This is a genomic window from Streptomyces sp. NPDC101227 (genome assembly GCF_044767545.1).
Lineage (GTDB): Bacteria > Actinomycetota > Actinomycetes > Streptomycetales > Streptomycetaceae > Streptomyces.
Map to the genome: position 1 here is coordinate 499,235 of NZ_JBIWOD010000005.1, position 24,564 is coordinate 523,798.

At 72.3% G+C, this 24,564-nt stretch carries 24 protein-coding genes; 18 read left to right on the forward strand and 6 right to left on the reverse strand.

Annotated elements, in window-relative coordinates; genetic code table 11:
* The first annotated feature begins 174 nt into the window (after positions 1 to 174).
* Positions 175 to 666: a DUF3180 domain-containing protein gene (locus ACIRPT_RS14700; RefSeq protein WP_403498827.1), complete on the forward strand. Its 492-nt coding sequence runs from the start codon at positions 175 to 177 to the stop codon at positions 664 to 666.
* 328 nt (positions 667 to 994) lie between these two features.
* Here the strand turns inward: ACIRPT_RS14700 and ACIRPT_RS14705 are convergent, their stop codons facing one another.
* Complete coding sequence (locus tag ACIRPT_RS14705) at positions 995 to 2,155, reverse strand: ABC transporter ATP-binding protein (protein WP_403826932.1); 1,161 nt, start codon at positions 2,153 to 2,155, stop codon at positions 995 to 997.
* A gap of 178 nt (positions 2,156 to 2,333) precedes the next feature.
* Between ACIRPT_RS14705 and ACIRPT_RS14710 the strand changes: the two genes are divergently transcribed.
* The 5 genes from ACIRPT_RS14710 (at position 2,334) to ACIRPT_RS14730 (ending at position 7,559) form a co-directional block, all read left to right on the forward strand.
* A complete protein-coding gene (locus tag ACIRPT_RS14710) occupies positions 2,334 to 3,161 on the forward strand; it encodes an ABC transporter permease (protein WP_403826935.1) in 828 nt (275 codons plus the stop codon).
* Positions 3,162 to 3,165: 4 nt separating this feature from the next.
* On the forward strand, positions 3,166 to 3,984 hold the full coding sequence (locus ACIRPT_RS14715) for an ABC transporter permease (RefSeq protein WP_403826938.1): 819 nt from the start codon (positions 3,166 to 3,168) through the stop codon (positions 3,982 to 3,984).
* A 281-nt stretch (positions 3,985 to 4,265) separates the two neighbouring features.
* Positions 4,266 to 5,231 carry an ABC transporter substrate-binding protein gene (locus ACIRPT_RS14720; RefSeq protein WP_403826941.1) on the forward strand — a complete coding sequence of 322 codons (966 nt, stop codon included), beginning with the start codon at positions 4,266 to 4,268 and terminating at the stop codon, positions 5,229 to 5,231.
* A gap of 64 nt (positions 5,232 to 5,295) precedes the next feature.
* Positions 5,296 to 6,480 carry a hypothetical protein gene (locus tag ACIRPT_RS14725; protein ID WP_403826944.1) on the forward strand — a complete coding sequence of 395 codons (1,185 nt, stop codon included), beginning with the start codon at positions 5,296 to 5,298 and terminating at the stop codon, positions 6,478 to 6,480.
* A 197-nt stretch (positions 6,481 to 6,677) separates the two neighbouring features.
* Entirely contained in the window at positions 6,678 to 7,559 is an 882-nt protein-coding gene (locus ACIRPT_RS14730; protein WP_403826947.1) for a D-alanyl-D-alanine carboxypeptidase family protein, read from the forward strand.
* Positions 7,560 to 7,689: 130 nt separating this feature from the next.
* On the opposite strand, the gene ACIRPT_RS14735 is transcribed toward ACIRPT_RS14730, so the two are convergent.
* Both ACIRPT_RS14735 and ACIRPT_RS14740 read right to left on the reverse strand, forming a co-directional pair.
* On the reverse strand, positions 7,690 to 8,832 hold the full coding sequence (locus ACIRPT_RS14735; RefSeq protein ID WP_403826950.1) for an NADH-quinone oxidoreductase subunit D: 1,143 nt from the start codon (positions 8,830 to 8,832) through the stop codon (positions 7,690 to 7,692).
* Between the two features lie 44 nt (positions 8,833 to 8,876).
* On the reverse strand, positions 8,877 to 9,905 hold the full coding sequence (locus ACIRPT_RS14740) for an SAM-dependent methyltransferase (RefSeq protein ID WP_403826953.1): 1,029 nt from the start codon (positions 9,903 to 9,905) through the stop codon (positions 8,877 to 8,879).
* A 171-nt stretch (positions 9,906 to 10,076) separates the two neighbouring features.
* Here ACIRPT_RS14740 and ACIRPT_RS14745 point away from each other — a divergent pair, with 171 nt between their 5' ends.
* Together ACIRPT_RS14745 and ACIRPT_RS14750 are read left to right on the forward strand one after the other, a co-directional pair.
* Entirely contained in the window at positions 10,077 to 11,276 is a 1,200-nt protein-coding gene (locus ACIRPT_RS14745) for a sensor histidine kinase (RefSeq protein WP_403498815.1), read from the forward strand.
* A gap of 125 nt (positions 11,277 to 11,401) precedes the next feature.
* On the forward strand, positions 11,402 to 12,088 hold the full coding sequence (locus tag ACIRPT_RS14750) for a response regulator (protein ID WP_403826956.1): 687 nt from the start codon (positions 11,402 to 11,404) through the stop codon (positions 12,086 to 12,088).
* 63 nt (positions 12,089 to 12,151) lie between these two features.
* On the opposite strand, the gene ACIRPT_RS14755 is transcribed toward ACIRPT_RS14750, so the two are convergent.
* Positions 12,152 to 13,261 carry a DUF5937 family protein gene (locus tag ACIRPT_RS14755; RefSeq protein ID WP_403826959.1) on the reverse strand — a complete coding sequence of 370 codons (1,110 nt, stop codon included), beginning with the start codon at positions 13,259 to 13,261 and terminating at the stop codon, positions 12,152 to 12,154.
* A gap of 314 nt (positions 13,262 to 13,575) precedes the next feature.
* Positions 13,576 to 14,844: a threonine aldolase family protein gene (locus ACIRPT_RS14760; RefSeq protein WP_403826962.1), complete on the reverse strand. Its 1,269-nt coding sequence runs from the start codon at positions 14,842 to 14,844 to the stop codon at positions 13,576 to 13,578.
* A 318-nt stretch (positions 14,845 to 15,162) separates the two neighbouring features.
* On the opposite strand from ACIRPT_RS14760, the gene ACIRPT_RS14765 reads away from it, so the two are divergent.
* The 10 genes from ACIRPT_RS14765 to ACIRPT_RS14810 all read left to right on the forward strand — a co-directional run bounded on the left by ACIRPT_RS14765 (position 15,163) and on the right by ACIRPT_RS14810 (position 23,681).
* Positions 15,163 to 16,176, forward strand: coding sequence for a Rossmann-like and DUF2520 domain-containing protein (locus ACIRPT_RS14765; protein ID WP_403826965.1), 1,014 nt, complete (start codon positions 15,163 to 15,165; stop codon positions 16,174 to 16,176).
* Positions 16,173 to 17,327, forward strand: coding sequence for a pantoate--beta-alanine ligase (gene panC, locus ACIRPT_RS14770; protein WP_403826967.1), 1,155 nt, complete (start codon positions 16,173 to 16,175; stop codon positions 17,325 to 17,327). Before ACIRPT_RS14765 ends, panC begins: the two co-directional genes overlap by 4 nt.
* Entirely contained in the window at positions 17,324 to 19,072 is a 1,749-nt protein-coding gene (locus ACIRPT_RS14775) for an L-aspartate oxidase (protein WP_403826969.1), read from the forward strand. The genes panC and ACIRPT_RS14775 overlap by 4 nt, the downstream gene beginning before the upstream one ends.
* On the forward strand, positions 19,069 to 20,130 hold the full coding sequence (nadC, locus tag ACIRPT_RS14780; protein WP_403826971.1) for a carboxylating nicotinate-nucleotide diphosphorylase: 1,062 nt from the start codon (positions 19,069 to 19,071) through the stop codon (positions 20,128 to 20,130). The genes ACIRPT_RS14775 and nadC overlap by 4 nt, the downstream gene beginning before the upstream one ends.
* 5 nt (positions 20,131 to 20,135) lie before the next feature.
* Positions 20,136 to 20,933: a type III pantothenate kinase gene (locus ACIRPT_RS14785; protein WP_403498800.1), complete on the forward strand. Its 798-nt coding sequence runs from the start codon at positions 20,136 to 20,138 to the stop codon at positions 20,931 to 20,933.
* A gap of 148 nt (positions 20,934 to 21,081) precedes the next feature.
* On the forward strand, positions 21,082 to 21,747 hold the full coding sequence (locus tag ACIRPT_RS14790) for a hypothetical protein (RefSeq protein ID WP_403826973.1): 666 nt from the start codon (positions 21,082 to 21,084) through the stop codon (positions 21,745 to 21,747).
* 46 nt (positions 21,748 to 21,793) lie between these two features.
* A complete protein-coding gene (locus ACIRPT_RS14795; protein WP_403826975.1) occupies positions 21,794 to 21,970 on the forward strand; it encodes a hypothetical protein in 177 nt (58 codons plus the stop codon).
* Between the two features lie 172 nt (positions 21,971 to 22,142).
* Positions 22,143 to 22,661 (forward strand): BlaI/MecI/CopY family transcriptional regulator, encoded by a 519-nt coding sequence (locus ACIRPT_RS14800; RefSeq protein ID WP_403827100.1) that lies wholly within the window; start codon positions 22,143 to 22,145, stop codon positions 22,659 to 22,661.
* Between the two features lie 9 nt (positions 22,662 to 22,670).
* Positions 22,671 to 23,189 carry an amino-acid N-acetyltransferase gene (locus ACIRPT_RS14805; RefSeq protein ID WP_403826977.1) on the forward strand — a complete coding sequence of 173 codons (519 nt, stop codon included), beginning with the start codon at positions 22,671 to 22,673 and terminating at the stop codon, positions 23,187 to 23,189.
* 156 nt (positions 23,190 to 23,345) lie between these two features.
* Positions 23,346 to 23,681, forward strand: a complete 336-nt coding sequence (locus tag ACIRPT_RS14810) for an Lsr2 family protein (RefSeq protein ID WP_403500581.1) — start codon at positions 23,346 to 23,348, stop codon at positions 23,679 to 23,681.
* On the opposite strand, the gene ACIRPT_RS14815 is transcribed toward ACIRPT_RS14810, so the two are convergent.
* Entirely contained in the window at positions 23,612 to 24,304 is a 693-nt protein-coding gene (locus tag ACIRPT_RS14815; protein WP_403826979.1) for an SCO3374 family protein, read from the reverse strand. The genes ACIRPT_RS14810 and ACIRPT_RS14815 overlap by 70 nt on opposite strands.
* Positions 24,305 to 24,564 lie beyond the last annotated feature (260 nt).

Here is a 24,564-nt window from a genome sequence, read left to right on the forward strand (position 1 = left end):
GCATGGATGCCTATGGATGCGCATGGGTGCCGATGAGGCGTGCCGGTGTGTACGAGGGCGTGCCAGGGCTTATGGGTGCGTGCGAGCGCGCATGAGTGCGCGTGAAGGTGTACGGAACGGACAGGTGGCCAGAACGGCAGGGATGGCCAGAACGGCACGAGGGGCGATGGCTCGGTGAAGCAGCTACACATCAAGGTGCTGGTCGGGCTGTTTCTGGCGGCGGGGGTGCTGGCCTGGGGAGGCGCCCGGCTGTGGGACTCGTTCGGCACCCTGCCGAGCGTCCCGGTGGCCGCGCCGATCGTGTTGGCGCTGATCGCCGCCGTGCTCGCCGCCACGGCGTTCTCCATCCGGTCGCGGCTGCGCGCGCAGCGCGAGCGCCGGCCGGGCGCCAAGGGCGTGGATCCCCTGGTGGCCGCTCGCGCGGTGGTCTTCGGCCAGGCCAGCGCACTGGTGGCGGCGCTGGTCGCCGGGCTGTACGGCGGCGTCGGCGTCTTCCTGCTGACCTCCGGCCTCGATGTCGCCCCGCGCCGGGAACAGGCGATCTACGCCGGTTTCTCGGTCCTGGCGGGCGCGGCCGTGGTGATCGCCGCGGTCTTCCTGGAGCGGGTCTGCAAGCTCCCCGAGGGCGAGGACGACCACGACCACCCCGGAGCTTCGCGGGCGTAGCGGGGCCCCCGGGGCCGAACGGGTAGGCCGTGTGCCCGGCCGTCCGTCGGCTCAGACGGTTTCGGGCCCTCGCAACGCGCGTCGACGTGGCGCGCGCACCGGTCCACGAACGTCCGCGGCCCTCGTCCGAGCGGCCGCTCCACGGTGTCCGCCCGGAATCCGGCGGTGTCGGCGCGCGCATGAGGGTGAAGCCTTCTCGAGCGCCCTGGCGAAGGTCCACCGGGTGGCGAGCGCTACTGGGCGAGCCCGTCGATTGCGGCGGCTCGGGCGGCGCCTGACACTCATACGCACCTCCGGCCCGGCGCTGCCCCGCCCGGCCCGCGCCCGGTCAGCCTCCCGGGACCGTATCGAGCGCGACCTTGCCGCGCGGGATGTTCGAGGCGTCCGCGGTGGTGGCGCGGCGCAGTGCCGCGTGCAGCCGGGCAGGGGTGAGGACCCCGAGGAACCGGTCGCCGTCCTGCACGGCGATCCAGCCGGCGTCGTGCTGGAGCATCGTGCTGAGCGCCTGCCGGAGCGGCGCGCCGAGCGTCAGCCGGGCATCCATCCGCCGGGCGTGATCGCGGACCGTTGAGCCGTCCGTGCCCGCGAGCGCCGCGGCCGGGACCCAGCCGTACGGGGACTCGTCGGCGTCCAGGACGACGGCCCAGGGGGCGCCGTCCGCGGACAGCCGGCCGGCGGCGCGGGCCGCCGGGTCGTCGAGGTGCACCACCGGCGGGTGTTCGAGGTCGCCGGCCTCGACGGGGGTGACGGACAGCCGCTTCAGCCCGCGGTCCGCGCCGACGAATTCGGCGGTATACGGGGTGGCGGGGGCGCCCAGGACGGTCGCCGGGGTGTCGAACTGCTCGATGCGCCCGGCCCCGTAGACGGCGATCCGGTCGCCGAGCCGGACCGCCTCCTCGATGTCATGGGTGACGAAGAGGACCGTTTTGCGGAGGGCGGACTGCAGCTCCAGGAAGGCGTTCTGGAGGTGTTCGCGGACGACCGGGTCGACGGCGCCGAACGGCTCGTCCATGAGGAGGACGGGCGGGTCGGCGGCGAGCGCGCGGGCCACGCCGACGCGCTGGCGCTGGCCGCCGGAGAGCTGGTCGGGGTAGCGGTCGCCGTATGTCGACGGGTCCAGGCCGACCAGATCGAGGAGTTCGGCGGCGCGGGCGCGGGCCTCCTTGCGCGGCCGGCCCAGCAGGTGCGGGACGGTGGCGGTGTTGTCCAGGACGGTCTTGTGGGGGAAGAGGCCGACCTGCTGGATGACATAGCCGATGCGGCGGCGCAGGGAGACGGGGTCGACGGCGGATATGTCCTCGCCGTCGAGCAGGATGCGGCCGCTGGTGGGTTCGATGAGCCGGTTCACCATCTTCATCGTCGTCGTCTTGCCGCAGCCCGACGGCCCGACGAGCGTGACGAGTTCGCCCTCGGCGACCTCGAAGGAGAGGTCGTCGACGGCGGTGGTGCCGTCCGGATAGTTCTTGGTGACGTGCTCGAAGCGGATCATGCTTCCCCCAGGTGTGGACGGTTCCATTGTGAACGGGCGGTCATGAACGCGGTGTTGCGGGGCCATGGCGATGCGGCTGGTGAGGGGCGCGGCCGGGGCGATTGTCAGTGGCGGGGGTTAGGGTCGCAGACGGTCACCGGAATCAGCAGCGGAGTTCGGGGCGGGGGAGGTGATGACGGTGAGCGGAGCGATGGCCATGACGGCCATGGCCACGAGCGCGACGACCACGAGCGCGAAGGTCACGGCGGCCGCGGCGACCGGGACGGGCGCGACGGCGGGGCCGGGCGGTGGGAGCTGTCTGACGGCCAATGACTGGATCTGCGGTGAGTATGTCCGCACCCGCAGCCAGGAGTTGCTGGACGCGACCCTCCAGCACATCGGTATCACGGCCGTGTCCGTGCTGATCGGGCTGCTGATCGCCTTTCCGCTGGCGCTGATCGCCCGGCGCTCGCGGGCCGCGGCCGGGCCGGTCCTGGGGCTGACGACGGTGCTCTATACGGTGCCGTCGCTGGCGATGTTCGCCCTGCTGACGCCGGTCTTCGGGATATCGGTCGCGGTGGTGGTCACGGGCCTGGTGCTGTATTCGCTGACGATTCTGGTGCGCAACATCCTCGCCGGTCTGCAGGCGGTGCCCGCCGAGGTGCGGGAGGCCGCCCGCGGGATGGGATACGGCTCGGCGCGGCTGCTGTTCGAGGTGGAACTCCCGCTCGCGCTGCCGGCGGTGGTGGCCGGCCTCCGCATCGCCACGGTCTCGACGGTGGCGATGACCACCATCGGCTCCGTCGTCGGCTACGGCGGCCTGGGCAATCTCATAGCCAGCGGCATGGAGGGCTTCTTCAAGGCCGAAGTCCTGACGGCGTCGGTGCTGTGCGTGGTGCTTGCGCTGGTGGCCGACGGGCTGCTGATGGTGCTGCAGCGGCTGCTGACGCCGTGGACGCGGGCGCAGAAGCGGGCGAGGGCCGGGGCGTGGCGCGGGGCGCGCACGGTGAAGACGGCGGGGGGCTGAGCTCATGGGGGCGATCGGCGGCGCGTGGCAGTGGCTGATGACGGGTGCCAACTGGGCCGGGGAGAAGGGGGTGTGGCACCGCCTGGGCGAGCATCTGTGGCTCAGCGGGCTGTGCCTGGTCATCGCCTGCCTGATAGCCCTGCCGGTGGCGCTGTGGCTCGGGCATCTGGGCAAGGGCGGGGCGCTCGCGGTCAATGTCTCCAACGTGGGCCGGGCGGTGCCGACGTACGCGGTCCTGGTGCTGCTGACGCTCGGTCCGCTGGGCACCCAGGGGGACTGGCCCACGGTCATCGCGCTGGTGCTGTTCGCGGTGCCGCCGCTGCTGACCAACGCCTACCTGGGCATGCGGGAGGCGGACCGCGATGTGGTCGAGGCGGCCCGGGGGATGGGCATGTCGGGGCCGCAGCTGCTGCTACGGGTCGAGATACCGCTCGCCTATCCGCTGATCATGACGGGCATACGGTCGGCCACGGTGCAGGTGGTGGCGACCGCGACGCTGGCCGCGCTGGCGGGTGGTGGCGGCCTGGGCCGGATCATCACGGCGGGCTTCGGCAACTACGACACCGCGCAGGTGGTCGCGGGCGCGCTGCTGGTGGCCGTACTGGCGCTGGCCGTTGAGGGGGCGCTGGTAGTGGCGGACCGGGCGTGCGACCCGATGCGGGGGCGGCGGCGTGCGGGACGTGGCGGGCGTGCGGGAAGTGCGGGACGTGGGGGCCGTGGCGGGTTTGCTGCGGCCGCGGGCGAGGCGTCGAGTACGGCCTCGCACGCGGAGGCGGAGGAGGGGCAGGGCGACGATGTGGTCCCGGTACGGAAACTCCCCTGACACCGGATCCCGGCCTTGCGATGCTGCCGCCGCAGGGACCGGCGCAACGCACCGGCACGACGCATCGGGCCTCACCGGGCCGGACCGGGTCGCGCTCGGCCGCATCCGCTGCCGGCCCGGCCCCGCCAGGCCTTATCCGGCGTTATCCGGCCTGAGCCGACCCCGGCCGACCTTCGCCGGGCGTCGGCGGGCCTCAGCCGGTCTCAGCCGGTCCCGGCCGGTCCCGGCCGGTCCCAGCGATCTCATCCGACGTCATCCGAATGGACTGAATGGTGAATTCCATGAGCAGCAAGTCGCGCGCCGCGCGCACCGCGCTTGTCGCGGGGACAGTGATCGCTCTGACGGCCGGGCTGGCCGCGTGCCAGGGCCAGAGCCTGGAGGACAAGGGCGGTAAGAACAAGGGCGGCGGGAAGGGCGAGATCGTCGTCGGCTCGGCCGGTTTCACCGAGTCGAAGGTGCTCGCCGAGATCTATTCCAAGATCCTTATTGACGCCGGATACCAAGCGCGGGTTCAGACGCTGGCCAATCGCGAGCTGTATGAACCGGCTCTGGAGAAGGGTCAGATCGACGTCGTTCCGGAATACGCCTCCACGCTCGCCGAATTCCTCAACGCCAAGAAGAACGGCGCCAAGGCGAAGCCGGTGGCCTCCAGCGACATCGGCAAGACCGTGACGGCGCTCGAGAAGCTCGCCGGTCCCTACGGTCTCAAGGTGCTGCCGGCCGGCTCGGCCACCGACCAGAACGCCTTCGCCGTCACCAAGGAATTCGCCGCCGAGCACAAGCTGAAGACGCTCTCCGATCTCGGCCGGTCGAAGCAGAAGATCAAGCTCGCTTCGGGGGAGGAGTGCGAGACCCGGGTGTTCTGCAAGCCGGGCCTGGAGCGGACGTACGGCATCGACATCACCGGCCTCGACCCCAAGGGCGTGGGGTCACCGCAGGCCAAGCAGGCGGTCAAGGACGGCGCGGACCAACTGGTGCTGACCACCACCACGGACGCCACGCTCGACAACTTCGGACTGGTCCTTCTCCAGGACGACAAGAAGCTTCAGAACGCCGACAATGTGCTGCCGGTGGTGAATGCCAAGTCCGCCGGTGACAAGGAGATCGCGGCGGCGCTCGGCAAGCTCACGCGTACGCTCACCACCGAGGACTTGATCAACTTGAACCGCAAAGTTGATGCCGAGCGGCTCAAGCCCGGGGATGTCGCGCAGGCATATTTGGAGTCCAAGGGACTGCTCAGGAAGTAACCACCCAGAAACGGATTCGCGTGCGGGGCCCCATAGGTCCCGCACGCACGGTAAGTTTCTGGCCATGCCACGAGGACGCCACCGCCATTCACCACCCCTCCACCGGCTGCTTCCTCCGTCGACGGTCGCCGGTGCGTCGATTGCGTGCGCCGCCGGCGCGTGGTTTGTCGGCGACGATCTGGTGCAGCGGGTACTCGCCGCGGGTGCGGCGGCCGCCGCAATCGGCGGCGCGGTCCTTCTGCGGACCTGGGACCGTAAGGCCGGAAAGCGGGTCGCCGAACTCACCCGCGCCCGAGTGCGCGACGAGTGGCGCACCGAGGAGCGGATAGCCGAGCTCGAAACGGATGTCGAGGAGTCCCGCGAGATCCGCACCGGCCTGGATGCCAAATTGCGTGCCAAGCGCGCCGAATTGGCCCGGCTGCGAAGCGAGCACGCCGAACTGCTGCGCCGTTATGCGACCGCGGAGACCGAGCGGGCCAGCGCCCTGGAGGGACGCCGGCTGCTCGCCATCGAGGCGGCGGTTCCGGCGCGTGCGCTGGCGGCGGCCGCCGAGCGCCGCCCGGCGACCACCCCTCCCGCTTCTGCTTCCCCCTCTTCCTCTTCCCCCTCCTCTTCCGTTCCCGCCCCCGCCTCTGCCCCGTCGCCCGCCCCCGCCATGTACGCGCAGGCGGACCAGGCGCTGCGGCGGCTGGCCCGTAACGCGGCCCGGCAGCGGAACGGCGGGCGCGACGGCGCCGCCCGGCGCGAGGGTGCCCGGGACGGTGAGGACCGCCGGGGGAATTCCGAGGCGGCCGTCACCTCGGCGCTCCGCCGGGTCCCGGCCGCCGCCGCTGCCGTGGCACCGCACCGCCCCGCCGCGTCCCGCATGCTGGGCGGCTTCGACTTCTTCGGCAACGCCGCCTCCGTACCGCCCCGGCAGCTGACCGCGCCGCTGGAGGACGACCTGGCGGACGTCGTCGGCGACGAGGCCCTGGCCGAGCACTCGGCGCACGCCGGGGCCCGGCTGACGGCCCCGGCCGGTGCGACGGCCGGCGAGCCGGCTGCGGGCGATACGGGTGCGGGCGCCGCGGCCGGCGGCGATGTGGCTGACGCTCAAGCGGCTGACGGTCAGGCGGGTGACCGTACGGCCCCCGGCCGCAAGGGGCCTGACGGCGCGACGACCGACGGCGTGGGCGAGGTCATCGACCTGACCGTGCACGACGAGACCGAGCAGCTCGACCTCGCCGCACTGCGCACCGCCATCTCGTAGGCCGGACGGCGCCGCGTACAACGGCAGGGGCCGCCGACGGCATACGGCCGGAAACGGCCCGCCATGAAAGCAACGCGGCACAAAATACGACACGAGTGATTTTCCTATTCCCCTGAGCGCGCGCCGAGTGGCAGGATGCGGCTCCCTTCACCACTGGTCTGAGACCGGTGTGAGGCCACCCTGGGGACGGAGCATCGATGAAGCTTTTCGGGGGCAGCACGGTCCGGCGCAGGGGAGTCGGCCTTGCGCTGGCCGCTTCCACGGTGGCGCTCGCCGTCATCCTTCCCGCCGCCCCGGCCCAGGCCGCGAGCGGCCCGTCGGGGATAACGGCGAAGGGTGCCTACCTCCTGGACAGCGGGCGGAACCGGACGCTGTGGGGGAAGGCCGCGGACACCCGCCGCGAGATGGCCAGCACCACCAAGGTGATGACGGCGATCGTGGTCCTCGAGACCCGCGGTGTGAACCTGAACAAGCGGGTCACCGTCAAGAAGGCCTACCGCGACTACGTCGCCCGCTATGGAGCCAGCACCGCCGACCTGCGCACCGGCGACAAGCTGACCGTACGTCAGCTGCTGTACGGGCTGATGCTGCCGTCCGGCTGCGACGCCGGGTACGCGCTCGCCGACACCTTCGGCAGCGGCCGTACGACGGCGCGGCGGACCCAGTCCTTCATCGCCAAGATGAACGCGCGGGCCAGGTCGCTGGGGCTGAGCCGCACCCACTACGACTCGTTCGACGGCATTGCCCACGGCCGCAACTACACCACGCCCCGGGACCTGGTCCGGCTCGCCCGGCACGCGATGCGCAACCGCACCTTCGCCGCCATGGTGAAGGCGCCCCGCACCCGCCAGAAGGCGGCCAACGTCAACCGCACCTACACCTGGTACAACACCAACACGCTGCTGGGCTCCTACCGGGGTGCCCTCGGCATCAAGACCGGTGCCGGCAGCCGGGCGGGCTACTGCCTGGTCTTCGCGGCCCAGCGCGGCAAGCGGACGGTCGTGGGCGCCGTCCTCAACGACCCGTACCGGTTCCGGGACGCGGCGAGGATGCTCGATTTCGCCTTCCGCGCCAAGTGATGGCTACCGGTGACGGCTACCGGATGACCGTGGCCGCCTGAAAGCGACCGCCGGAAAGCCGCCAGCGCACCGGCGGCGAGGCGGAAGTTGTCCACAAGGTGTGGACGGTGCCCCGTGCCGGGCGGCCCGGCTACTTGTCGATGTCCCCGACGACGAAGAACAGCGAGCCGAGGATGGCCACCATGTCCGCCACCAGCGTGCCCGGCAGCAGTTCGGTCAGCGCCTGGATGTTGTTGTACGACGCCGAGCGCAGCTTGAGGCGGTACGGCGTCTTCTCGCCCTTCGAGACGAGGTAGTAGCCGTTGATGCCGAGCGGGTTCTCGGTCCAGGCGTAGGTCGCGCCCTCCGGCGCCTTCAGGACCTTGGGCAGTCGCTGGTTGATCGGGCCCGGCGGCAGGTCCGCGAGGCGGTCCAGGCAGGCATCGGCGAGGTCGAGGGAGTTGTGGCTCTGGTCCAGGAGGCACTCGAAGCGGGCCAGGCAGTCGCCCTCCTGGCGGGTGACGACCTTGAGGGTCGAGCCGAGGTCGCCGTACGCGAGGTACGGCTCGTCGCGCCGCAGGTCGAAGTCGACGCCGGAGGCGCGGGCGATCGGCCCGGAGACGCCGTAGGCGTGGACCGCTTCGGGCGTGAGCCGGCCGATGCCGCGGGTGCGGCCGCGGAAGATCTCGTTGCCCAGGACCAGGTTGTCGAAGACGTCCATCCGGGAGCGGACATCGGCGACGGCGTGCCGGGCGCGGCCGAGCCAGCCGGCCGGCAGGTCCTCCTTGAGCCCGCCGACGCGGTTGAACATGTAGTGCATCCGGCCGCCGGAGATCTCCTCCATGACGTTCTGGAGCTCTTCGCGCTCGCGGAACGCGTGGAAGACGGGCGTGATCCCGCCCAGCTCCAGGGGGTAGGAGCCGAGGAACATCAGGTGGTTGAGGACGCGGTTCAGCTCGGCGAGCAGCGTGCGCGTCCACACGGCGCGCTCGGGGACCTCCATGCCGAGCATCCGCTCCACGGCCATCACGACGCCGAGCTCGTTGGAGAAGGCCGACAGCCAGTCGTGGCGGTTGGCGAGCATGATGATCTGGCGGTAGTCGCGGGCCTCGAAGAGCTTCTCCGCGCCGCGGTGCATATAGCCGATCACCGGCTCGGCGTGCTGGATGCGCTCGCCGTCCAGCACGAGGCGCAACCGCAGCACGCCGTGCGTGGAGGGGTGCTGCGGGCCGATGTTCAGCACCATGTCGGTGCTCTCCGCCGCGCCGCCGATGCCGACCGTCGTCTCCGTCATGGGGACAGTCTCGCAAAAGGCCGCCCCAGGGGACGCCCTGGCCCTCAGCCGTCCCACTCCTTGAACAGCGCCGCGTCCTCGACGGCCGCGGTACACGCCTCGCCCACCGGCTCCAGGAGCCAGCCGAAGGCGCCCAGCCCCGCCGGGTCGGTCAGCTCGGCGGCCGCCCCGGCCGCGCCGAGGGCCCGTACGTACGCGGCCGGGTCGGTGGTGGCCAGGGCGAGCGGGGGGCGGCGCCCGGCCACGCCGAGGGCGTGCAGCGCCGCGCGCTGGGTCAGCAGGCGCGCCGACGGCCGCCCGGCACACGCATCCAGCGCCACATGCGCCGTGATGTCGCAGCCGCCGTCCGGCACCGGCCGCACCTCCCGCCCCTCCCGGAAGCCGGTGAGCGTCCCGAACGGCGGCCGGTCCGTCCGCCGGTGCGCGTAATCGGCGGCGACCGCGAGCCCGCCCCGCAGCGTACGGACGGCCCGCGCCCAGGCGGCGTCCCGCGGCCGGCCGATCTCCGCCCGAAGTCCGGGGGACCCGGCCGCCCGCCACCACCGCGCCAGCCACTCCGCGTCCGCCCCGGTCACCGGCTCGCCCAGCCGCTCCGTACCGTCGGCCCGTACGAGCACCCGCCGCGGCACCCCGTCCGCATCCGTCTCGACGACATCGAGCGGCACATTGTCCAGCCACTCGTTGGCGAACAGCAGCCCGGTGAGCGAGCCCTCCGCGGGCAGTTCGGCGCGCCATTCGATGCGCGGATCGAGGCCCTCGGGGCGGGCGGCGAGCTCAACGGCGTACGGGCGCACCCGCGCGCCCACCGCCTCCGGCAGCGCGCCCAGGACGCCCGTCAGCAGCTCGCCGCGCCCCGCGCCCACATCGACCAGCGCCAGCTCCCGCGGATGGCCCAGTGCGGCGTCCACGCGGACGAGGAGGGCGGCGACGGCACCGGCGTACAGCGGGGAGGCGTGGACGGAGGTGCGGAAGTGGCCGGCCGGGCCGGGGCCGCCGGGGCGGGTGTAGAAGCCGTCCGGGCCGTACAGCGCCCGTTCCGTCGCATCCCGCCAGCCCCGCCACTCGTTCGTCACCCGCCCCACGTTACGGGCGGCCGGCGCGGACTCCGGGGCCGGCTCCGGGGCACCGTCCGCAGGGCTGATGCGCCGGCGCCTCCGGTCTCCACCTTGGGGAGTACGCCCAGCGCACAGGATCGCTCCTCCGGTTGACTCATACACCTATTCGCTCTGCCTACGCTGGGTTACGTGCAGCGTCTCTACGACTTTCTCCGCAGACACCCGACGGGAGTGGACAGCTTCTGGGCCGTCCTCCTGTTCGGGTTCAGCTGCCTTTGGGTCGTGGGCGAGCTCCACGGCGGCCGGCAGATCGTCGGCGCGCTCTGCACGGTCGGCCTCTGCCTCGTCATCGCGCTGCGCCGCAAGGCCCCCGTGCAGATGCTGCTGCTGACGGCGGCCATAGGCGTCGTCCAGCTGATCTTCGGCGTCATACCGTATCCGGCCGATTTCGCGATGTTCGTGATCACTTACACCGTCGCATCCGGCCCCGTCCGCTGGGCCTCCCGCTGCGCCCTCGCCGGTGCGCTCCTGGGGCCCGCGCTCTCCGTATGGCGCTATGCGGACGAGCCCGCCCGCCGGCCGGTGTGGGAATCGCTGTTCTTCATGGTGCTGCTCACGGTGCCGTTCGTCCTCGCCTGGGTGCTCGGCGACTCCATGCGCACCCGCCGCGCCTATTGGGCGCAGCTGGAGGAGAAGGCCGCCCGGCTGGAGAAGGAGCGCGAGGCGCAGTCCCGGATCGCGGTCGCCGCCGAGCGCGCCCGGATCGCGCGCGAGCTCCATGACGTCGTTGCGCACAACGTCTCGGTGATGGTCGTCCAGGCGGACGGCGCCGCGTACGTCCTCGATGCCGCACCCGAGCAGACCCGGCAGGCCCTGGAGACGATCTCCGGTACGGGCCGGCAGGCGCTGGCCGAAATGCGCCGTCTGCTGGGCGTGCTCCGTACCGGCGAACAGCCCGAGGGCGGCGAATATGTGCCGCAGCCGGGCGTCGACCAGCTCGCCGACCTCATCGAGCAGGTGCGGGGCGCCGGACTGCCCGTCGACTTCCGGGTGGAGGGCGAGTCGCGCCCGCTGCCCAGCAGCGTCGAGCTGACCGCGTACCGCATCGTCCAGGAAGCGCTCACCAACACCCGCAAGCACGGCGGCGCGGACGTCGGCGCCACCGTCCGCCTCGCCTACCGCGACAACGACCTCGATCTGCTCGTCGAGGATGACGGGCGGGGCGCGCAGCACGAGCTCTACGAAGAGGGCGGGGCGGACGGCCTGGGCCACGGCCTGATCGGGATGCGTGAACGGGTCGGCATGGTGGGCGGCAGCCTGACTGCGGGGCCGCGGCCGGGGGGCGGCTTCCGGATCAGCGCCGTGCTGCCCTTGAAGCCGGAGAGGTGAGGGGAGGCGCGCGCCGTGACTGCGTCCGCGCCCGACCGCTCTCGTCCCGCCGACCGCTAGCGTCCGCCCGTTGACCCGGACCGCTCCGTACCCTGTAGCCCCACAGTTGAAGGGATCTCCCCGCCATGACCATCCGTGTGATGCTCGTCGATGACCAGGCGCTGCTGCGCACCGGCTTCCGGATGGTGCTGGCCGCGCAGCCCGACATGGAGGTCGTCGCGGAGGCGGGGGACGGGGTGCAGGCCCTGGAGGTGCTGCGCTCCACCCAGGTCGATGTGATCCTCATGGACGTGCGCATGCCGCATCTGGACGGGGTGGAGGCGACCCGGCGGATCTGCGAGAACGGGCAGAAGGAAGACGCGCCGAAGGTCCTCATCCTGACCACCTTCGACCTCGACGAATACGCCTTCTCCGCGCTGAAGGCCGGGGCCAGCGGCTTCATGCTCAAGGATGTGCCGCCGGGCGAACTCCTCGCCGCGATCCGGGCGGTGCACAGCGGCGACGCGGTCGTCGCGCCGTCCACCACCCGGCGCCTCCTCGACCGCTTCACGCCGATGCTGCCCGCCACCGGCGCCGAGTCGGCCCGGCCCGAGCTGGAACGGCTGACGGAGCGGGAGCGGGAGGTGCTGCTGCTGGTCGCGCAGGGACTGTCGAACGGCGAGATCGCGGCGCGGCTGGTGCTGTCGGAGGCCACGGTCAAGACGCACGTGGGCCGGATCCTGACGAAGCTGAGCCTGCGGGACCGGGTGCAGGCGGTGGTCCTCGCGTACGAGACGGGGCTGGTGCGGGCCGGGGGCGGGACGGGGGCGTAGGCCGGCCGGGGGCGGGGGGACCGGCCGGGCCGGTCCCGGCCGGTGACGCCCTCGAACCTTCCGTCAGCGCAGCACGCCTTCCAGGAAGTCGCTGCCCAGCCGGGCCACCACCTGGAGGTCGAGCTGGTGCAGCACGTACCGTCCGCGGCGCCGGGTCTGGATCAGACCGGCCTTCTTCAGCGTCGCGATGTGCCGCGACACCTCCGGCGAGGTGATCCCGAAGGTCGTCGCCAGCTCCCCGGTCGTATGCGGCCCGCGCGACAGCGTGCGGCACAGCCGCATCCGCATCGGATGGCCCAGCGCCTCCAGCCGCTGCTGCACGACCTCCAGCGTGGCCGGCGCCGCCAACTCCGGGCCGGCGACCGGGTACTGGAGCACGGGGCGCCAGCCCGGGGCGTGGCTGAACACCAGATGAGGCCAGCCGAAGGACGTCGGCAGGAAGGTGACACCGGGGTCGGCGGGGCTCGCGTACGCCGTCGTACGGCCCACGGCCAGCTTGTCCAGCAGGATGCGGGTACCGCCGCCGTCGCCCTGGGTCTCGTCCAGGGTGAGTGCCGCCGAGGTCGCGGACAGCGTCTCGGCCAGGCCCTTGTGGCGCAGCAGCTCGGTCTTGTGCCGGGCGTCGGCGGCCAGTTGGATGCCCACCCGGCGCCAGATGTCGCCGAAGAAGGCTTCCTCGCAGTCCTCGAAGAGGCGGCGCAGCCACTCCCGCAGGCCGTCGGGGTCGGTGAGCATCCGGTCCGTGAACGCCGCCTGCCGCGGGCCGCGCGCGGCGGCCATCTCCCGTACGCGGGCCCGCTCGTCGGCGTCGACCAGGGGTGATGGGGTGACGCGGGTGTACGTGGACGAGCAGCTGATCTCGAAAGCGGCGGCCACGAACCGCTCGTCGTCGATCTTGTCCAGCTCGTCCAGCTCTTCCGCGAGCGTCGCCCCGGGGCGGGCCGGCAGCAGGATGTCGGACCGCGCGGACCGCCACAGGAAGTCCGCCTCGCACAGCCGGTCGGCCAGGTCGGTTTTCAGCCCCGCGTTGGTCGCGGTGACCCAGCCGTGCAGCCCGGGGTGGTGCCCCGGCTCGGACAGCGCATGGAGCGCGGCGCTCAGTTCCGCCAAGGGGGAGGGGGCGAAGACGATGCGCTCCGGCGGCAGTCCGGTGATGTCGATGACGTTGGCCATGTGCCCATCATGCGCGAGGCCGCGACCTGCACGGTCATCGATTGACGGCTCCCGTCAATCGATGCGCCCCGGGCCCTGCGGCGGCCCCACAGTGAGCCGTATGAACGCCAGCCAGCAGCACCTGCTCGATGCCTACCGCGCCGCCCAGCAGGGCCAGGAACCCCCCGTCGCACCGGGCGCCGCCACCGTCCGCACGCTCGGCGAGATCCGGCAGTGGCGACGCTTCCAGGCCGTCGTCACGGACCCGGCCGATCGCCTCCCGGCCCGGGTCGGGCGGGCCGTACGGAGGGTGTGGGAGGCCGGGGCGGCACTGCTCAACCGCCGGCCTCCCGCACCCGCGCCAGGAACTCCGCAAGGGCCGCCCGCACCTCCTTGGGCGTCCACTCCAGGGACGACGGCCCGATCGCCATTTCCGTCAGCGACAGGCCAGGAGGGCCTGCGCCGTCCGGCGTGAACCAGTACCGGAACAGCGTCGTCCGGGTCTCCTCCGCCAGCCGCACCCCGGCCTCGTTGAGGACCTCGGGAGGATAGGGCAGCCACACCTGGAACTCATGGGTGTGCGGGGTCGCCGGATGCACCCGGGACCACGGCAGGCCCGCCTCGGCCAGGCCGTCGCCGAGCGCTCGTGCGACGACCTTCGCGTGGGCCACGTACTCCGGCAGCCGCGGCAGCACGCGGTCCAGGCCCGTGAGGGCGGCCAGCGCGGCCGGCCACTGCTGGAACAGCTGGCCGCCGTAGCGGTGCCGCCAGGCGCGGGCCTCCTCGACGAAGTCCTCCGGGCCCGCCAGGGCGGCACCCGATATGCCGCCCAGCGACTTGTAGAACGAGACATAGACGCTGTCCGCGAGGGCGGCAATCTCCGGCAGCGAACGCCCGAAGTGGGCGGTGCACTCCCACAGGCGCGCGCCGTCGAAGTGGACCACCGCGTCGCGGTCCCGTGCGGCGGCCACCGTGGCCTCCAGGTCCGCCCACTGCGGGAGGACGAATCCCGGTTCCCGCAGCGGCAGTTCGACGGCAAGGGTGCCGAACGGCTCGTCCAGGTCGCGTATTTCAGCGGCCGTCGGCAGCCGTGGCGCGCGCGTCGGATGCACCATGCGCAGCCCGCTGACCACCGCATAGGCGTCGCGTTCGTGCACCTTCAGATGGGAGAGGGGGTGCCCGGCGACCGTCCCGCTGCCCGTACGCCCCGCCCAGCAGCGCAGCGCGACCTGCTGCGCCATCGTGCCGGTCGGGAAGAAGGCGGCGGCCTCGGTGCCCAGGACCTCGGCGGTGCGGCGCTCCAGCTCGCTCACGATGCCGTCGCCGTAGGTGTCCGTCCAGTTGTCCAGGTCGTACGAGGCGGGGGCGTCGGCGAGCAGCCGGTCCAGGCGCTCGCGGACCGTCACGCCCGACGGGCCGTCCGCCAGCATCCGCTCCGAACCGCGCCACGCCGCGATCAGCCGCACCCGCTCCGCGGAACGGCCACCGGACCCGCCCCCGGACCCCGCCCCGGCCCCGACGTCGTCGGGCCCCTGCTCCGCCGCACCGGCCCCCGCGTCCGGCTTCCGTGTGCCTGTCTCCACGGCCCCCACCTGCCTTTCCATCCGTCACCGTGCTTCAGTCCGTGCGGCACCGGTCCGTGCGCCACCGGTCCGTGCGTGCAGCCCCCGTCTGCATTCCCGGTCCCTCGCGGTCCCTCGCGGTCCCTCGCAGTCCGTTCGTGCCGACGTCCGGATCATGGCGTAGATCCTCGCGGGCCCGCGACCCCTGTGGATAAAGTTGTGGATAACCCGCTGGGCGGTGTGCGGAGTGGGACCCGTCTCATCCTTCGTGCGGCCCTCCAGGCGGCCGGAAACACTCGCGTAGCATGGCGAGGAATCGTCCGGTACCCCCCGCGGACTGGAACGGAAGGCCATCGCCGCGTGAATGCAATCCCACCCCTCGAGGCCCAGGACCGCCCCGCCCGGCTCACCGTCGGAGTCGTCGGCGCGGGCCGTGTCGGGCCCGCCCTCGCCGCGTCGTTGCAGCTCGCCGGGCATCGCCCGGTCGCCGTATCGGGGGTCTCCGACGCCTCCGTACGCCGCGCCGCCGACCTGCTGCCCGACGTCCCACTGGTCACCCCGGCCGAGGTGCTCGCCCGCGCCGACCTCGTGCTGCTGACCGTCCCCGACGACGCCCTCGCCGGCCTGGTGCGCGGCCTCGCCGAGACCGGTGCCGTACGGCCGGGCCAGCTGCTGGTGCACACCTCCGGGCGGTACGGCGCGGCCGTGCTCGACCCGGCCACCCGCGCCGGCGCGCTGCCCCTCGCGCTGCACCCCGCCATGACGTTCACCGGCACCTCTGTGGACGTCCAGCGGCTGGCCGGGTGCTCGTTCGGGGTGACCGCGCCCGACGAGCTGCGGATGGCGGCCGAGGCGCTGGTCATCGAGATGGGCGGGGAGCCCGAGTGGATCGCGGAGTCGGCCCGTCCGCTCTACCACGCGGCGCTCGCCATCGGCGCGAACCACCTGGTCACCCTCGTGGCGCAGTCGATGGAGCTGCTGCGCACCGCGGGTGTCGCGGCCCCGGACCGGATGCTCGGCCCGCTGCTCGGCGCGGCCCTGGACAACGCGCTGCGCTCGGGCGACGCCGCCCTGACCGGGCCGGTCGCGCGCGGAGACGCGGGTACGGTCGCCGCGCACGTCGCGGAGCTGCGCCGGCACGCCCCGGGAAGCGTCGCCGGGTATCTGGCGATGGCCCGTACGACCGCGGACCGGGCGCTCGCCCACGGCCTGCTCAAGCCGGAACTGGCCGAGGACCTGCTCGTCGTGCTCGCCGGGCCCGCGCCGGACCGGCCCGGCAACGGCCCCGGCGACGGCCCCGACGAGGGTTCGGAAACCGGCCCCGACAACGGCCCCCACCCCGACAACAACGGCCCCGCCGGAGGCGACCGATGACCCCCTCGCCCCCGTCCACCCACCTCCTCCACACCGCCGCCGCCCTCCGCGATCTCCCCCGGCGCACCGGCCCCCGCGCCGTCGTCATGACCATGGGCGCGCTGCACGAGGGGCACGCCACCCTGATCCGCACCGCCCGGGAGAGGGTCGGCGCGGAGGGGCAGGTCGTGGTCACGGTCTTCGTCAATCCGCTGCAGTTCGGGGCGGGCGAGGACCTGGACCGCTACCCCCGCACCCTGGACGCGGATGTGGCGCTGGCCGCCGAGGCGGGCGCGGACGTGGTGTTCGCACCGTCCGCCGACGAGGTTTACCCGGGCGGCGAGCCGCAGATCAGGATCGCCGCGGGCCCGATGGCCACCCTCCTGGAAGGCGCCAGCCGCCCCGGCCACTTCGACGGCGTGCTCACCGTCGTCGCCAAGCTGCTGCACCTGACGGCGCCCGACATCGCCTTCTACGGGGAGAAGGACGCCCAGCAGCTGGCCGTCATCACGCGGATGGCCGCCGATCTGAACTTCCCCGTCCGGATCGTGGGCGTGCCGACGGTCCGCGAGGACGACGGCCTGGCCCTCTCCAGCCGCAACCGTTACCTCTCCGCGCCCGAACGCCGCACCGCGCTCGCGCTGTCCGCCGCGCTGTTCGCGGCCCGCGACCGGCTCGCGGCGGAAGAGGCGCTGCGCGCCCGCGCCGCCTCCGCCGGTCACCCCGTACAGGACCGTGCCGCGGCGCTGGCCGCCCTCGGTGAGGACCGGGCCGCCGCGGACGCGCACGCCGTCGCCTATGCCGCCGCCGGCCCGCCGCACGGCCCGTCCGTGGCCCGCGCCGCGGCCGGTGCGGTCCTGACGGACGCGGCTCACCTGGACCCGCCGCTCGAGCTGGACTACCTGGCGCTGGTCGATCCGTCGGACTTCACCGAGGTCGCGGACGCGTACGAGGGCGAGGCGGTCCTCGCGGTCGCCGCCAGGGTCGGCACCACCCGCCTCATCGACAACATCCGCCTCGTGTTCCGCCCGGCGGGAGGCGCGGCGGACGCCCCCGCAGCGCCGCACCACGCGGCCGCCGCCGGGACCGGCGCAGCCGCCGACGGCCCCGCCGCGACCATGCCCCCACGCCCCACCACCACTCCCCAAGGCCCCCTCGGAGCGCCCCGATGACCGCCACAGGAACCAGCCCCGGCCAGGCGATAGCCCCCGGCACCGCCCCAGCCCCCGGCATACGCCTGACCGCTCCCGCCCCGGGCTGGTCCATCGACGCGGACGTCGTCGTGGTGGGCTCCGGGGTGGCCGGGCTGACCGCGGCCCTGCGCTGCGCCGCCGCCGGCCGCCGCACGGTCGTCGTCACCAAGGCCCGGCTCGACGACGGCTCCACCCGCTGGGCCCAGGGCGGCATCGCCGCGGCCCTCGGCGACGGCGACACCCCCGAGCAGCACCTGGCCGACACCCTCGTCGCGGGCGCCGGGCTGTGCGACGAGCCGGCGGTACGGGCCCTGGTCACCGAAGGGCCGGACGCCGTGCACCGGCTGATCGCCGCCGGCGCCCGCTTCGACACCGCCCCCGGCAGCGACGAGATAGCGCTCACCCGTGAGGGCGGCCACCACCGCCGCCGCATCATCCATGCGGGCGGCGACGCCACCGGGGCCGAGGTCTCCCGCGCCCTGGTCGAGGCGGTCCGCGACGCCGGGCTGCGCACCATTGAGAACGCCCTCGTCCTCGACCTGCTCACCGACGCCGACGGCAATGCCTCCGGCGTCACCCTGCACGTCATGGGGGAAGGGCAGCACGACGGGGTCGGTGCGGTGCACGCCCCGGCGGTGGTCCTCGCCACCGGGGGCATGGGGCAGGTCTTCTCCGCCACCACCAACCCGCCTGTCTCCACCGGCGACGGCGTGGCGCTGGCGCTGCGCGCCGGAGCCGAGGTCTCCGACCTCGAATTCGTCCAATTCCACCCCACCGTCCTGTACTTGGGGCCGGACGCGGAGGGCCAGCAGCCGCTGATCTCCGAGGCGGTACGGGGCGAGGGTGCTCACCTGGTCGACGCCGACGGCACCCGCTTCATGGTCGGGCAGCACGAACTGGCCGAGCTGGCGCCGCGCGACATCGTCGCCAAGGCGATCACGCGGCAGGCGCACGAACAGGGCGTCGATCACATGTACTTGGACGCCCGGCACTTCGGCGCCGAGATGTGGGAACACCGCTTCCCGACCATCCTCGCCGCCTGCCGCGCCCACGGCATCGACCCCGTCACCGAGCCGATCCCGGTCGCCCCGGCCGCCCACCACGCCTCCGGTGGCGTCCGTACGGACCTGCAAGGGCGCACCACCGTGCCCGGCCTCTACGCCTGCGGCGAGGTCGCCTGCACCGGCGTCCACGGAGCCAACCGCCTGGCCTCCAACTCCCTCCTGGAGGGGCTGGTGTTCGCGGAGCGCATCGCCGAGGACATCGCCGCGCACCCCGTGCGGCAGCCCGGGGAACACCGGCTGCCCGCCGGGTCTCCTGTGCCGCTGCTGCCGCCCGAGGCGCGCTTCGAGATCCAGCGGATCATGACCAGGGGCGCCGGCGTCCTGCGGTCCGAGGCGAGCCTGGCGGAGGCCTCCGTCGCGCTCAACCGGATGACCGAACGGGTCCGCACCGAGTCCGATGAGGGCAAGGCGGCCGAGCCCGGCGTGGAAGCATGGGAGGCCACGAACCTTCTGCTGGTCGCGCGGGTGCTGGTCGCCAGTGCCGGCAGGCGCGAGGAGACCCGCGGCTGCCACTGGCGCGAGGACCACCCCGACCGGGACGACGCGTCCTGGCAGCGCCACGCCCTGACCACCCACCGTCCGCCGCACACCCTGGTCCACCGCGCCACGGACACCGCCGACTTCCCCGCCACCCAGCCCGAAACGGAGCCGAACCCGTGAGCAGCACCCCCAACGACCTCCCCCTCCTCCAGATCGGTGGGCCCTCCAACGGCGCCCCCACCGGCGGCGGCTGCGGCGATGCCTGCGGCTGCGCCGGCGGCGACGACGGCTCGTACGAGCTGGACCCGCTGAGCTGTGGCCTCGACCCCGACCTGGCCGCGCTCCTGGTGGCCGCCGGCCTCGACCCCGTACAGGTCGAGGACATCGCGCACATGGCCGTCGAGGAGGACCTCGACCAGGGCGTGGACGTCACCACCGTGGCCACCATCCCCGAAGACGCGGTCGCCACCGGCGACTTCACGGCCCGCGAGGCCGGTACGGTCGCCGGGCTGCGGATCGCCGAGGCGGTGCTGTCCATCGTGTGCACCGACGAGTTCGCGGTCGAGCGGCACGTCGAGGACGGCGACCGGGTCGAGGCCGGCACGAAGCTGCTCTCCGTCACGACGCGCACCCGCGACCTGCTCACCGCCGAGCGCAGCGCGCTGAACCTCCTGTGCCGGCTGTCGGGCATCGCGACCGCCACCCGCGCCTGGGCGGACGTCCTGGAGGGCACCAAGGCCAAGGTCCGCGACACCCGGAAGACGACGCCCGGACTGCGCGCCCTGGAGAAGTTCGCGGTGCGCTGCGGCGGCGGCGTCAACCACCGGATGTCGCTGTCGGACGCGGCGCTGATCAAGGACAACCATGTCGTCGCCGCCGGCGGCGTGGCCGCGGCGTTCAAGGCCGTACGGGAGGAGTTCCCGGGTCTGGCCATCGAGGTGGAGGTCGACCGGATCGACCAGATCCCGCCGATCCTCGCCGAGGGCGCCGATCTCGTCCTCCTCGACAACTTCACGCCGGAGCAGACCAAGGAGGCCGTGGAGCTGGTCGCGGGCCGCGCGATGCTGGAGTCCTCCGGCCGCCTGACCCTCGCCAACGCCCGCACCTACGCGGACACCGGCATCGACTACCTGGCCGTCGGCGCGCTCACCCACTCCTCCCCGATCCTCGACATCGGCCTTGACCTGCGCGAGGACGACGGCGAGGCCGCGGACGGCAACCAGGACGAGGGCCGCTGACCGCCATGCTGCTCACCATCGACGTCGGCAACACACACACCGTCCTCGGCCTCTTCGACGGCGAGGAGATCGTCGAGCACTGGCGGATCTCCACCGACGCCCGCCGCACCGCCGACGAGCTGGCCGTGCTCCTCCAGGGCCTGATGGGCATGCACCCCCTCCTCGGCGACGATCTGGGCGACGGCATCGAGGGCATCTCCATCTGCTCCACCGTCCCCTCCGTGCTGCACGAGCTGCGCGAGGTCACCCGCCGCTATTACGGCGACGTCCCGGCCGTCCTCGTCGAACCCGGCGTGAAGACGGGCGTGCCGGTCCTCATGGACAACCCCAAGGAGGTCGGCGCCGACCGGATCATCAACTCCCTGGCGGCCGTCGAGCTCTACGGAGGCCCGGCGATCGTCGTGGACTTCGGTACGGCCACCACCTTCGACGCGGTCAGCGCGCGCGGCGAATACGTCGGCGGCGTGATCGCGCCGGGCATCGAGATCTCGGTGGACGCGCTGGGCGTCAAGGGCGCCCAGCTCCGCAAGATCGAGCTGGCCCGGCCGCGCAGCGTCATCGGCAAGAACACCGTCGAGGCGATGCAGTCCGGCATCCTCTACGGCTTCGCGGGCCAGGTGGACGGCGTGGTGCAGCGGATGGCGCGGGAGCTGGCCGATGACCCGGACGAGGTGACGGTGATCGCCACCGGGGGCCTGGCCCCGATGGTGCTCGGCGAGTCCTCGGTGATCGACGCACACGAGCCCTGGCTCACCCTGATCGGCCTGCGGCTGGTGTACGAGCGGAACATCGCCCGGTCCTGACGCATCTGGCTCCGGTCCTGACGTCGGACCCCGCCCGGTTCTGACGCCGGGCATTGCCGGGGCCCGAGGAGTTCGTTCCGGTACGGCCAGCCGCGCCATCGTGCGCGAATTAAGCGGCTTTTGTCCGAAACGGTCGTAAAGTCGCCGCATGCCTATGCCAAACGGATCCCGCGGCGGCATGACGTTCAGCGCCGATGAGCTGCGCGTGCTCCGTCGCGCTCTCGCCCATGCCCTGCAGTCAGCCACTTTGGTGGACCGCGCCGTCCCGCTCGGCACCGCCCTCCAGTGGCCGGAGGACATCCAGGAATACCTCCGGCTGGCCGAGGCGGTGGACGAGGCGGTCCGCGAAGGCGGCCGGCTGCGCGCCTTCCTGCTCGCCGACCTCGCCCGCTACCGCGAGACCCTGCCCGGTTCGGCCGCCGGCTACCTCGCCCACCTCAAGGAGGCGCTGACGGCCGGCTACGTCCCCGGCCCCGCCGACCTCGCCGCCCTGCGCTCCCTCGTCGCGCGGCGCACCGGAGCCGCCGAGGGCGAGCGCCGCGCCACCTTGCTGCGCCACTGCGAGCAGCTGGCCGAGCGCTCCGTGCGGGCCCGGCTGCGCGCCCTGCCCGGCGGGCGCGCGGCGCACGAGCCGGAGCGTGCGCCGGAGTCCGAGCCGGAGCCCGAACCTGCGGCCGAGCCCAAGCGGCGGCCGCAGCCCGCCCCGCGGCCCGCGCCCGGTTCCCCGCGCCCGGACCGCCCGATCCCGACTCCCGGCGAGGTCTTCCCGCCCCGCCGCAAGCCCGCCCCGCCCCCCGAGACCCGCACCGCCTGAGCGCTGCGTACTCTGGAATCTCACGCCCCAAAGGAGGCCATACGCCATGGATTACCTCGCAGCGCTGACCCCGCCCGTAGTGATGGCCGTGGCCTTCACCGCGCTGATCGTGACGATCGTCAAGAGCCAGGGCGGCCCCAACAAGGCCAAGGAGGACGCCGCCGCGGACGCCCTGCTGGCCCGCGCGGAGTCCGCTTCGGAGCCCAAGGCGCACGGCGTCTGACCGCCCCGCCGCCTATTCGGCGGTGTGCGCGCACGGTACGGCCCGGGAATGACCGTCTCGGGCCGTACCTCCTTTTTCCGGCCCAAACGCAACGAGATCAACCGGCATTCACGACATCTCCCACTATTGTTCTTGTGTGCCGAGACCATTGGGTGATCTGGAAGACGCGGTGATGACGCGGGTCTGGGAGTGGAACCGCCCGGTCACCGTTCGAGAAGTCCTGGAAGATCTCCAGAAGGAACGGTCGATCGCCTACACGACGGTCATGACCGTATTGGACAACCTTCATCAGAAGGGCTGGGTCCGCCGCGAAGCAGAAGGCCGCGCCTATCGATATGAGGCGGTCTCCACTCGTGCCGCCTACTCGGCCGCACTGATGAACGAAGCGTGGTCCGCGAGTGACAACCCCGCGGCCGCTCTTGTGGCCTTCTTCGACATGATGTCGCCGGAACAACGGCATGCTCTGCGCGATGCCGTACGGATGGTGCAGATCGACGATCCCGAGAGCACCGAGCGCACCGAACGGACCGCTCCTGAACAGGCGCCGGAAGCGGGAACGGAAGCGGCATCGGAAGCGGGATCGGAACAGCCCTCTCAAGCCGGAACGGAACAAGCACCGCAAGCGGCGCAAGAACGCGCATCCGGCGAAGGCGATGAACCCGAGGCGGGCACCACGGAGGCGGGGCGATAGCGTCCCGGCATGCCCGTGCATTCAAAAGGCCTCACCGTCCGTCGTGCCCGGACCAGCGATGTCCCGGCGGTACGCCGTCTCATCGACTCCTACTCACGAGACGGCATCCTGCTCGACAAAGCCACCGTCACGCTTTACGAGGACATCCAGGAGTTCTGGGTCGCCGAGCGCGATGAAGACGCCGAGGTCGTCGGCTGCGGTGCACTCCATGTGATGTGGGAAGACCTGGCCGAAGTGCGCACACTGGCGGTGGATCCGCAGCTCAAGGGCTCGGGAGTGGGCCACCAAGTCCTCGCCAAGCTGCTGAGCACCGCGCGCTGGCTCGGAGTGCGGCGCATTTTCTGTCTCACCTTCGAAGTCGACTTCTTCACCAAGCACGGCTTCGTGGAGATCGGCGAGACTCCGGTAGACGGTGATGTCTACAGCGAGCTGCTGCGTTCCTATGACGAGGGCGTTGCCGAGTTCCTCGGGCTCGAACGAGTGAAGCCCAACACCCTGGGTAACAGCCGGATGCTTCTGCACCTGTGATCAGTGTTCTATGTCCGAATCGCTCCCCTATCTCATGGGTACGGAAGCATGTGTTCCCCGCTCTGCGGGCAAGTGAACCCTACCCAAGGGTTTGTGTTTTTCCCGGAAAAGCGGTTTGCTTTCCGTCGTAATCCACATTCGATGAAAGGGAAACCGGTGGCACAGAAGGTTCAGGTTCTTCTTGTCGACGACCTCGACGGCGGCGAGGCCGACGAGACCGTGACGTTCTCTCTCGACGGCAAGTCCTACGAGATCGACCTCACCGTCGCCAACGCCGAGAAGCTTCGTGAGTCGCTCGCTGACTTCGTGAAGGCCGGCCGTCGTACGGGTGGGCGCGCTGCGGGCCGTGGCAAGGCGCGTGCCGCTTCCGCCGGCGGCTCCGGGGACACCGCGAAGATCCGCGCCTGGGCGAAGGAGAACGGCTACAACGTGAATGACCGTGGCCGCGTCCCCGCCGACATTCGCGAGGCATTTGAGAAGGCCAACGGCTGATCGCCGTCAGCGCGATCCGATTGGCCTTTACGAGCACGCAGCAACCGGGCACGGTGGCACTCCGTTGCCGCCGCGCTCACCAGCCGAATGAGGTCGGGGGCGCCCCCAACGTCTCCGATTCCTGCTCCGATCCCCGTGGTGGGCAGGGAATTCTCCGCCGCGCGCCCCGGCCGGGGAGGTCGCAACCATCCTGCGGCCTCCCGAGCGCCGAATCCCCGCGATGACGGTTCTCCGGCAGCGGAGTACGTGGGGACGGCCGGTGCGGGCATCCGCTCTCCGGCCCCGCGTGCACCGAGATCCGGTGCGAGCGCACCCCACTCGAGCCATTCCAGGATTTCCGGGAGTTCCTCGGCGCCGCCGGCCGCGATGAGCATGAGCAATTTCGGCCGTTCAATGCGGCGATTTCCGTCGCGCCCGGCCCGCAACAGTGCGACCGGACCCGTACCCGGCAGCCGCCGCAGTACGGCCCGCCCCGCGTCCGCCGGCATCTCCAGGACGTCGAAGCGCTGCCCCACCAGCAGCTCCACCGGCTCCGTGCCGGTGGTCGGCCAGCTCATCTCTTCCTCGTACCACCGGCGGACGGCGGCAAGAGGGCTGCGGGGTCGCGGAAGCGCGCGGGCCATATCCGGTGCAACTCCCCGAAACCCAGGAAGTTACGCTGGGTCGAAGTATGGATACGTACCGTAGCCGGACCGGCGTGCGGCGGCGCATCCGGCGGCGCGTGGATGTTCGCCCGTAGCGGATGGAAGCGGCCCGCGCTGCATGGAGTGTCAGTGGCAGCGGGTAAGACAGTCACAGTGGGAAGAGACCGTGTGACCGGCGCTCAAGGCGCTCTGCTCCGGTTGATGGCGGGATGCGGCGGGCGTGTCGGCAAGCGGCGCGT

Coding starts and splice junctions, on each gene's coding strand:
- ACIRPT_RS14800 (WP_403827100.1), top strand. CDS start 22,143: ATGACGCGGGTCTGGGAGTGGAACCGCCCGGTCACCGTTCGAGAAGTC.
- ACIRPT_RS14750 (WP_403826956.1), top strand. CDS start 11,402: ATGACCATCCGTGTGATGCTCGTCGATGACCAGGCGCTGCTGCGCACC.
- ACIRPT_RS14725 (WP_403826944.1), top strand. CDS start 5,296: ATGCCACGAGGACGCCACCGCCATTCACCACCCCTCCACCGGCTGCTT.
- ACIRPT_RS14795 (WP_403826975.1), top strand. CDS start 21,794: ATGGATTACCTCGCAGCGCTGACCCCGCCCGTAGTGATGGCCGTGGCC.
- ACIRPT_RS14805 (WP_403826977.1), top strand. CDS start 22,671: ATGCCCGTGCATTCAAAAGGCCTCACCGTCCGTCGTGCCCGGACCAGC.
- ACIRPT_RS14735 (WP_403826950.1), bottom strand. CDS start 8,832: ATGACGGAGACGACGGTCGGCATCGGCGGCGCGGCGGAGAGCACCGAC.
- ACIRPT_RS14785 (WP_403498800.1), top strand. CDS start 20,136: ATGCTGCTCACCATCGACGTCGGCAACACACACACCGTCCTCGGCCTC.
- ACIRPT_RS14715 (WP_403826938.1), top strand. CDS start 3,166: ATGGGGGCGATCGGCGGCGCGTGGCAGTGGCTGATGACGGGTGCCAAC.
- ACIRPT_RS14790 (WP_403826973.1), top strand. CDS start 21,082: ATGCCTATGCCAAACGGATCCCGCGGCGGCATGACGTTCAGCGCCGAT.
- ACIRPT_RS14705 (WP_403826932.1), bottom strand. CDS start 2,155: ATGATCCGCTTCGAGCACGTCACCAAGAACTATCCGGACGGCACCACC.
- ACIRPT_RS14760 (WP_403826962.1), bottom strand. CDS start 14,844: ATGGAAAGGCAGGTGGGGGCCGTGGAGACAGGCACACGGAAGCCGGAC.
- ACIRPT_RS14775 (WP_403826969.1), top strand. CDS start 17,324: ATGACCGCCACAGGAACCAGCCCCGGCCAGGCGATAGCCCCCGGCACC.
- ACIRPT_RS14755 (WP_403826959.1), bottom strand. CDS start 13,261: ATGGCCAACGTCATCGACATCACCGGACTGCCGCCGGAGCGCATCGTC.
- ACIRPT_RS14730 (WP_403826947.1), top strand. CDS start 6,678: ATGAAGCTTTTCGGGGGCAGCACGGTCCGGCGCAGGGGAGTCGGCCTT.
- ACIRPT_RS14720 (WP_403826941.1), top strand. CDS start 4,266: ATGAGCAGCAAGTCGCGCGCCGCGCGCACCGCGCTTGTCGCGGGGACA.
- panC (WP_403826967.1), top strand. CDS start 16,173: ATGACCCCCTCGCCCCCGTCCACCCACCTCCTCCACACCGCCGCCGCC.
- ACIRPT_RS14815 (WP_403826979.1), bottom strand. CDS start 24,304: ATGGCCCGCGCGCTTCCGCGACCCCGCAGCCCTCTTGCCGCCGTCCGC.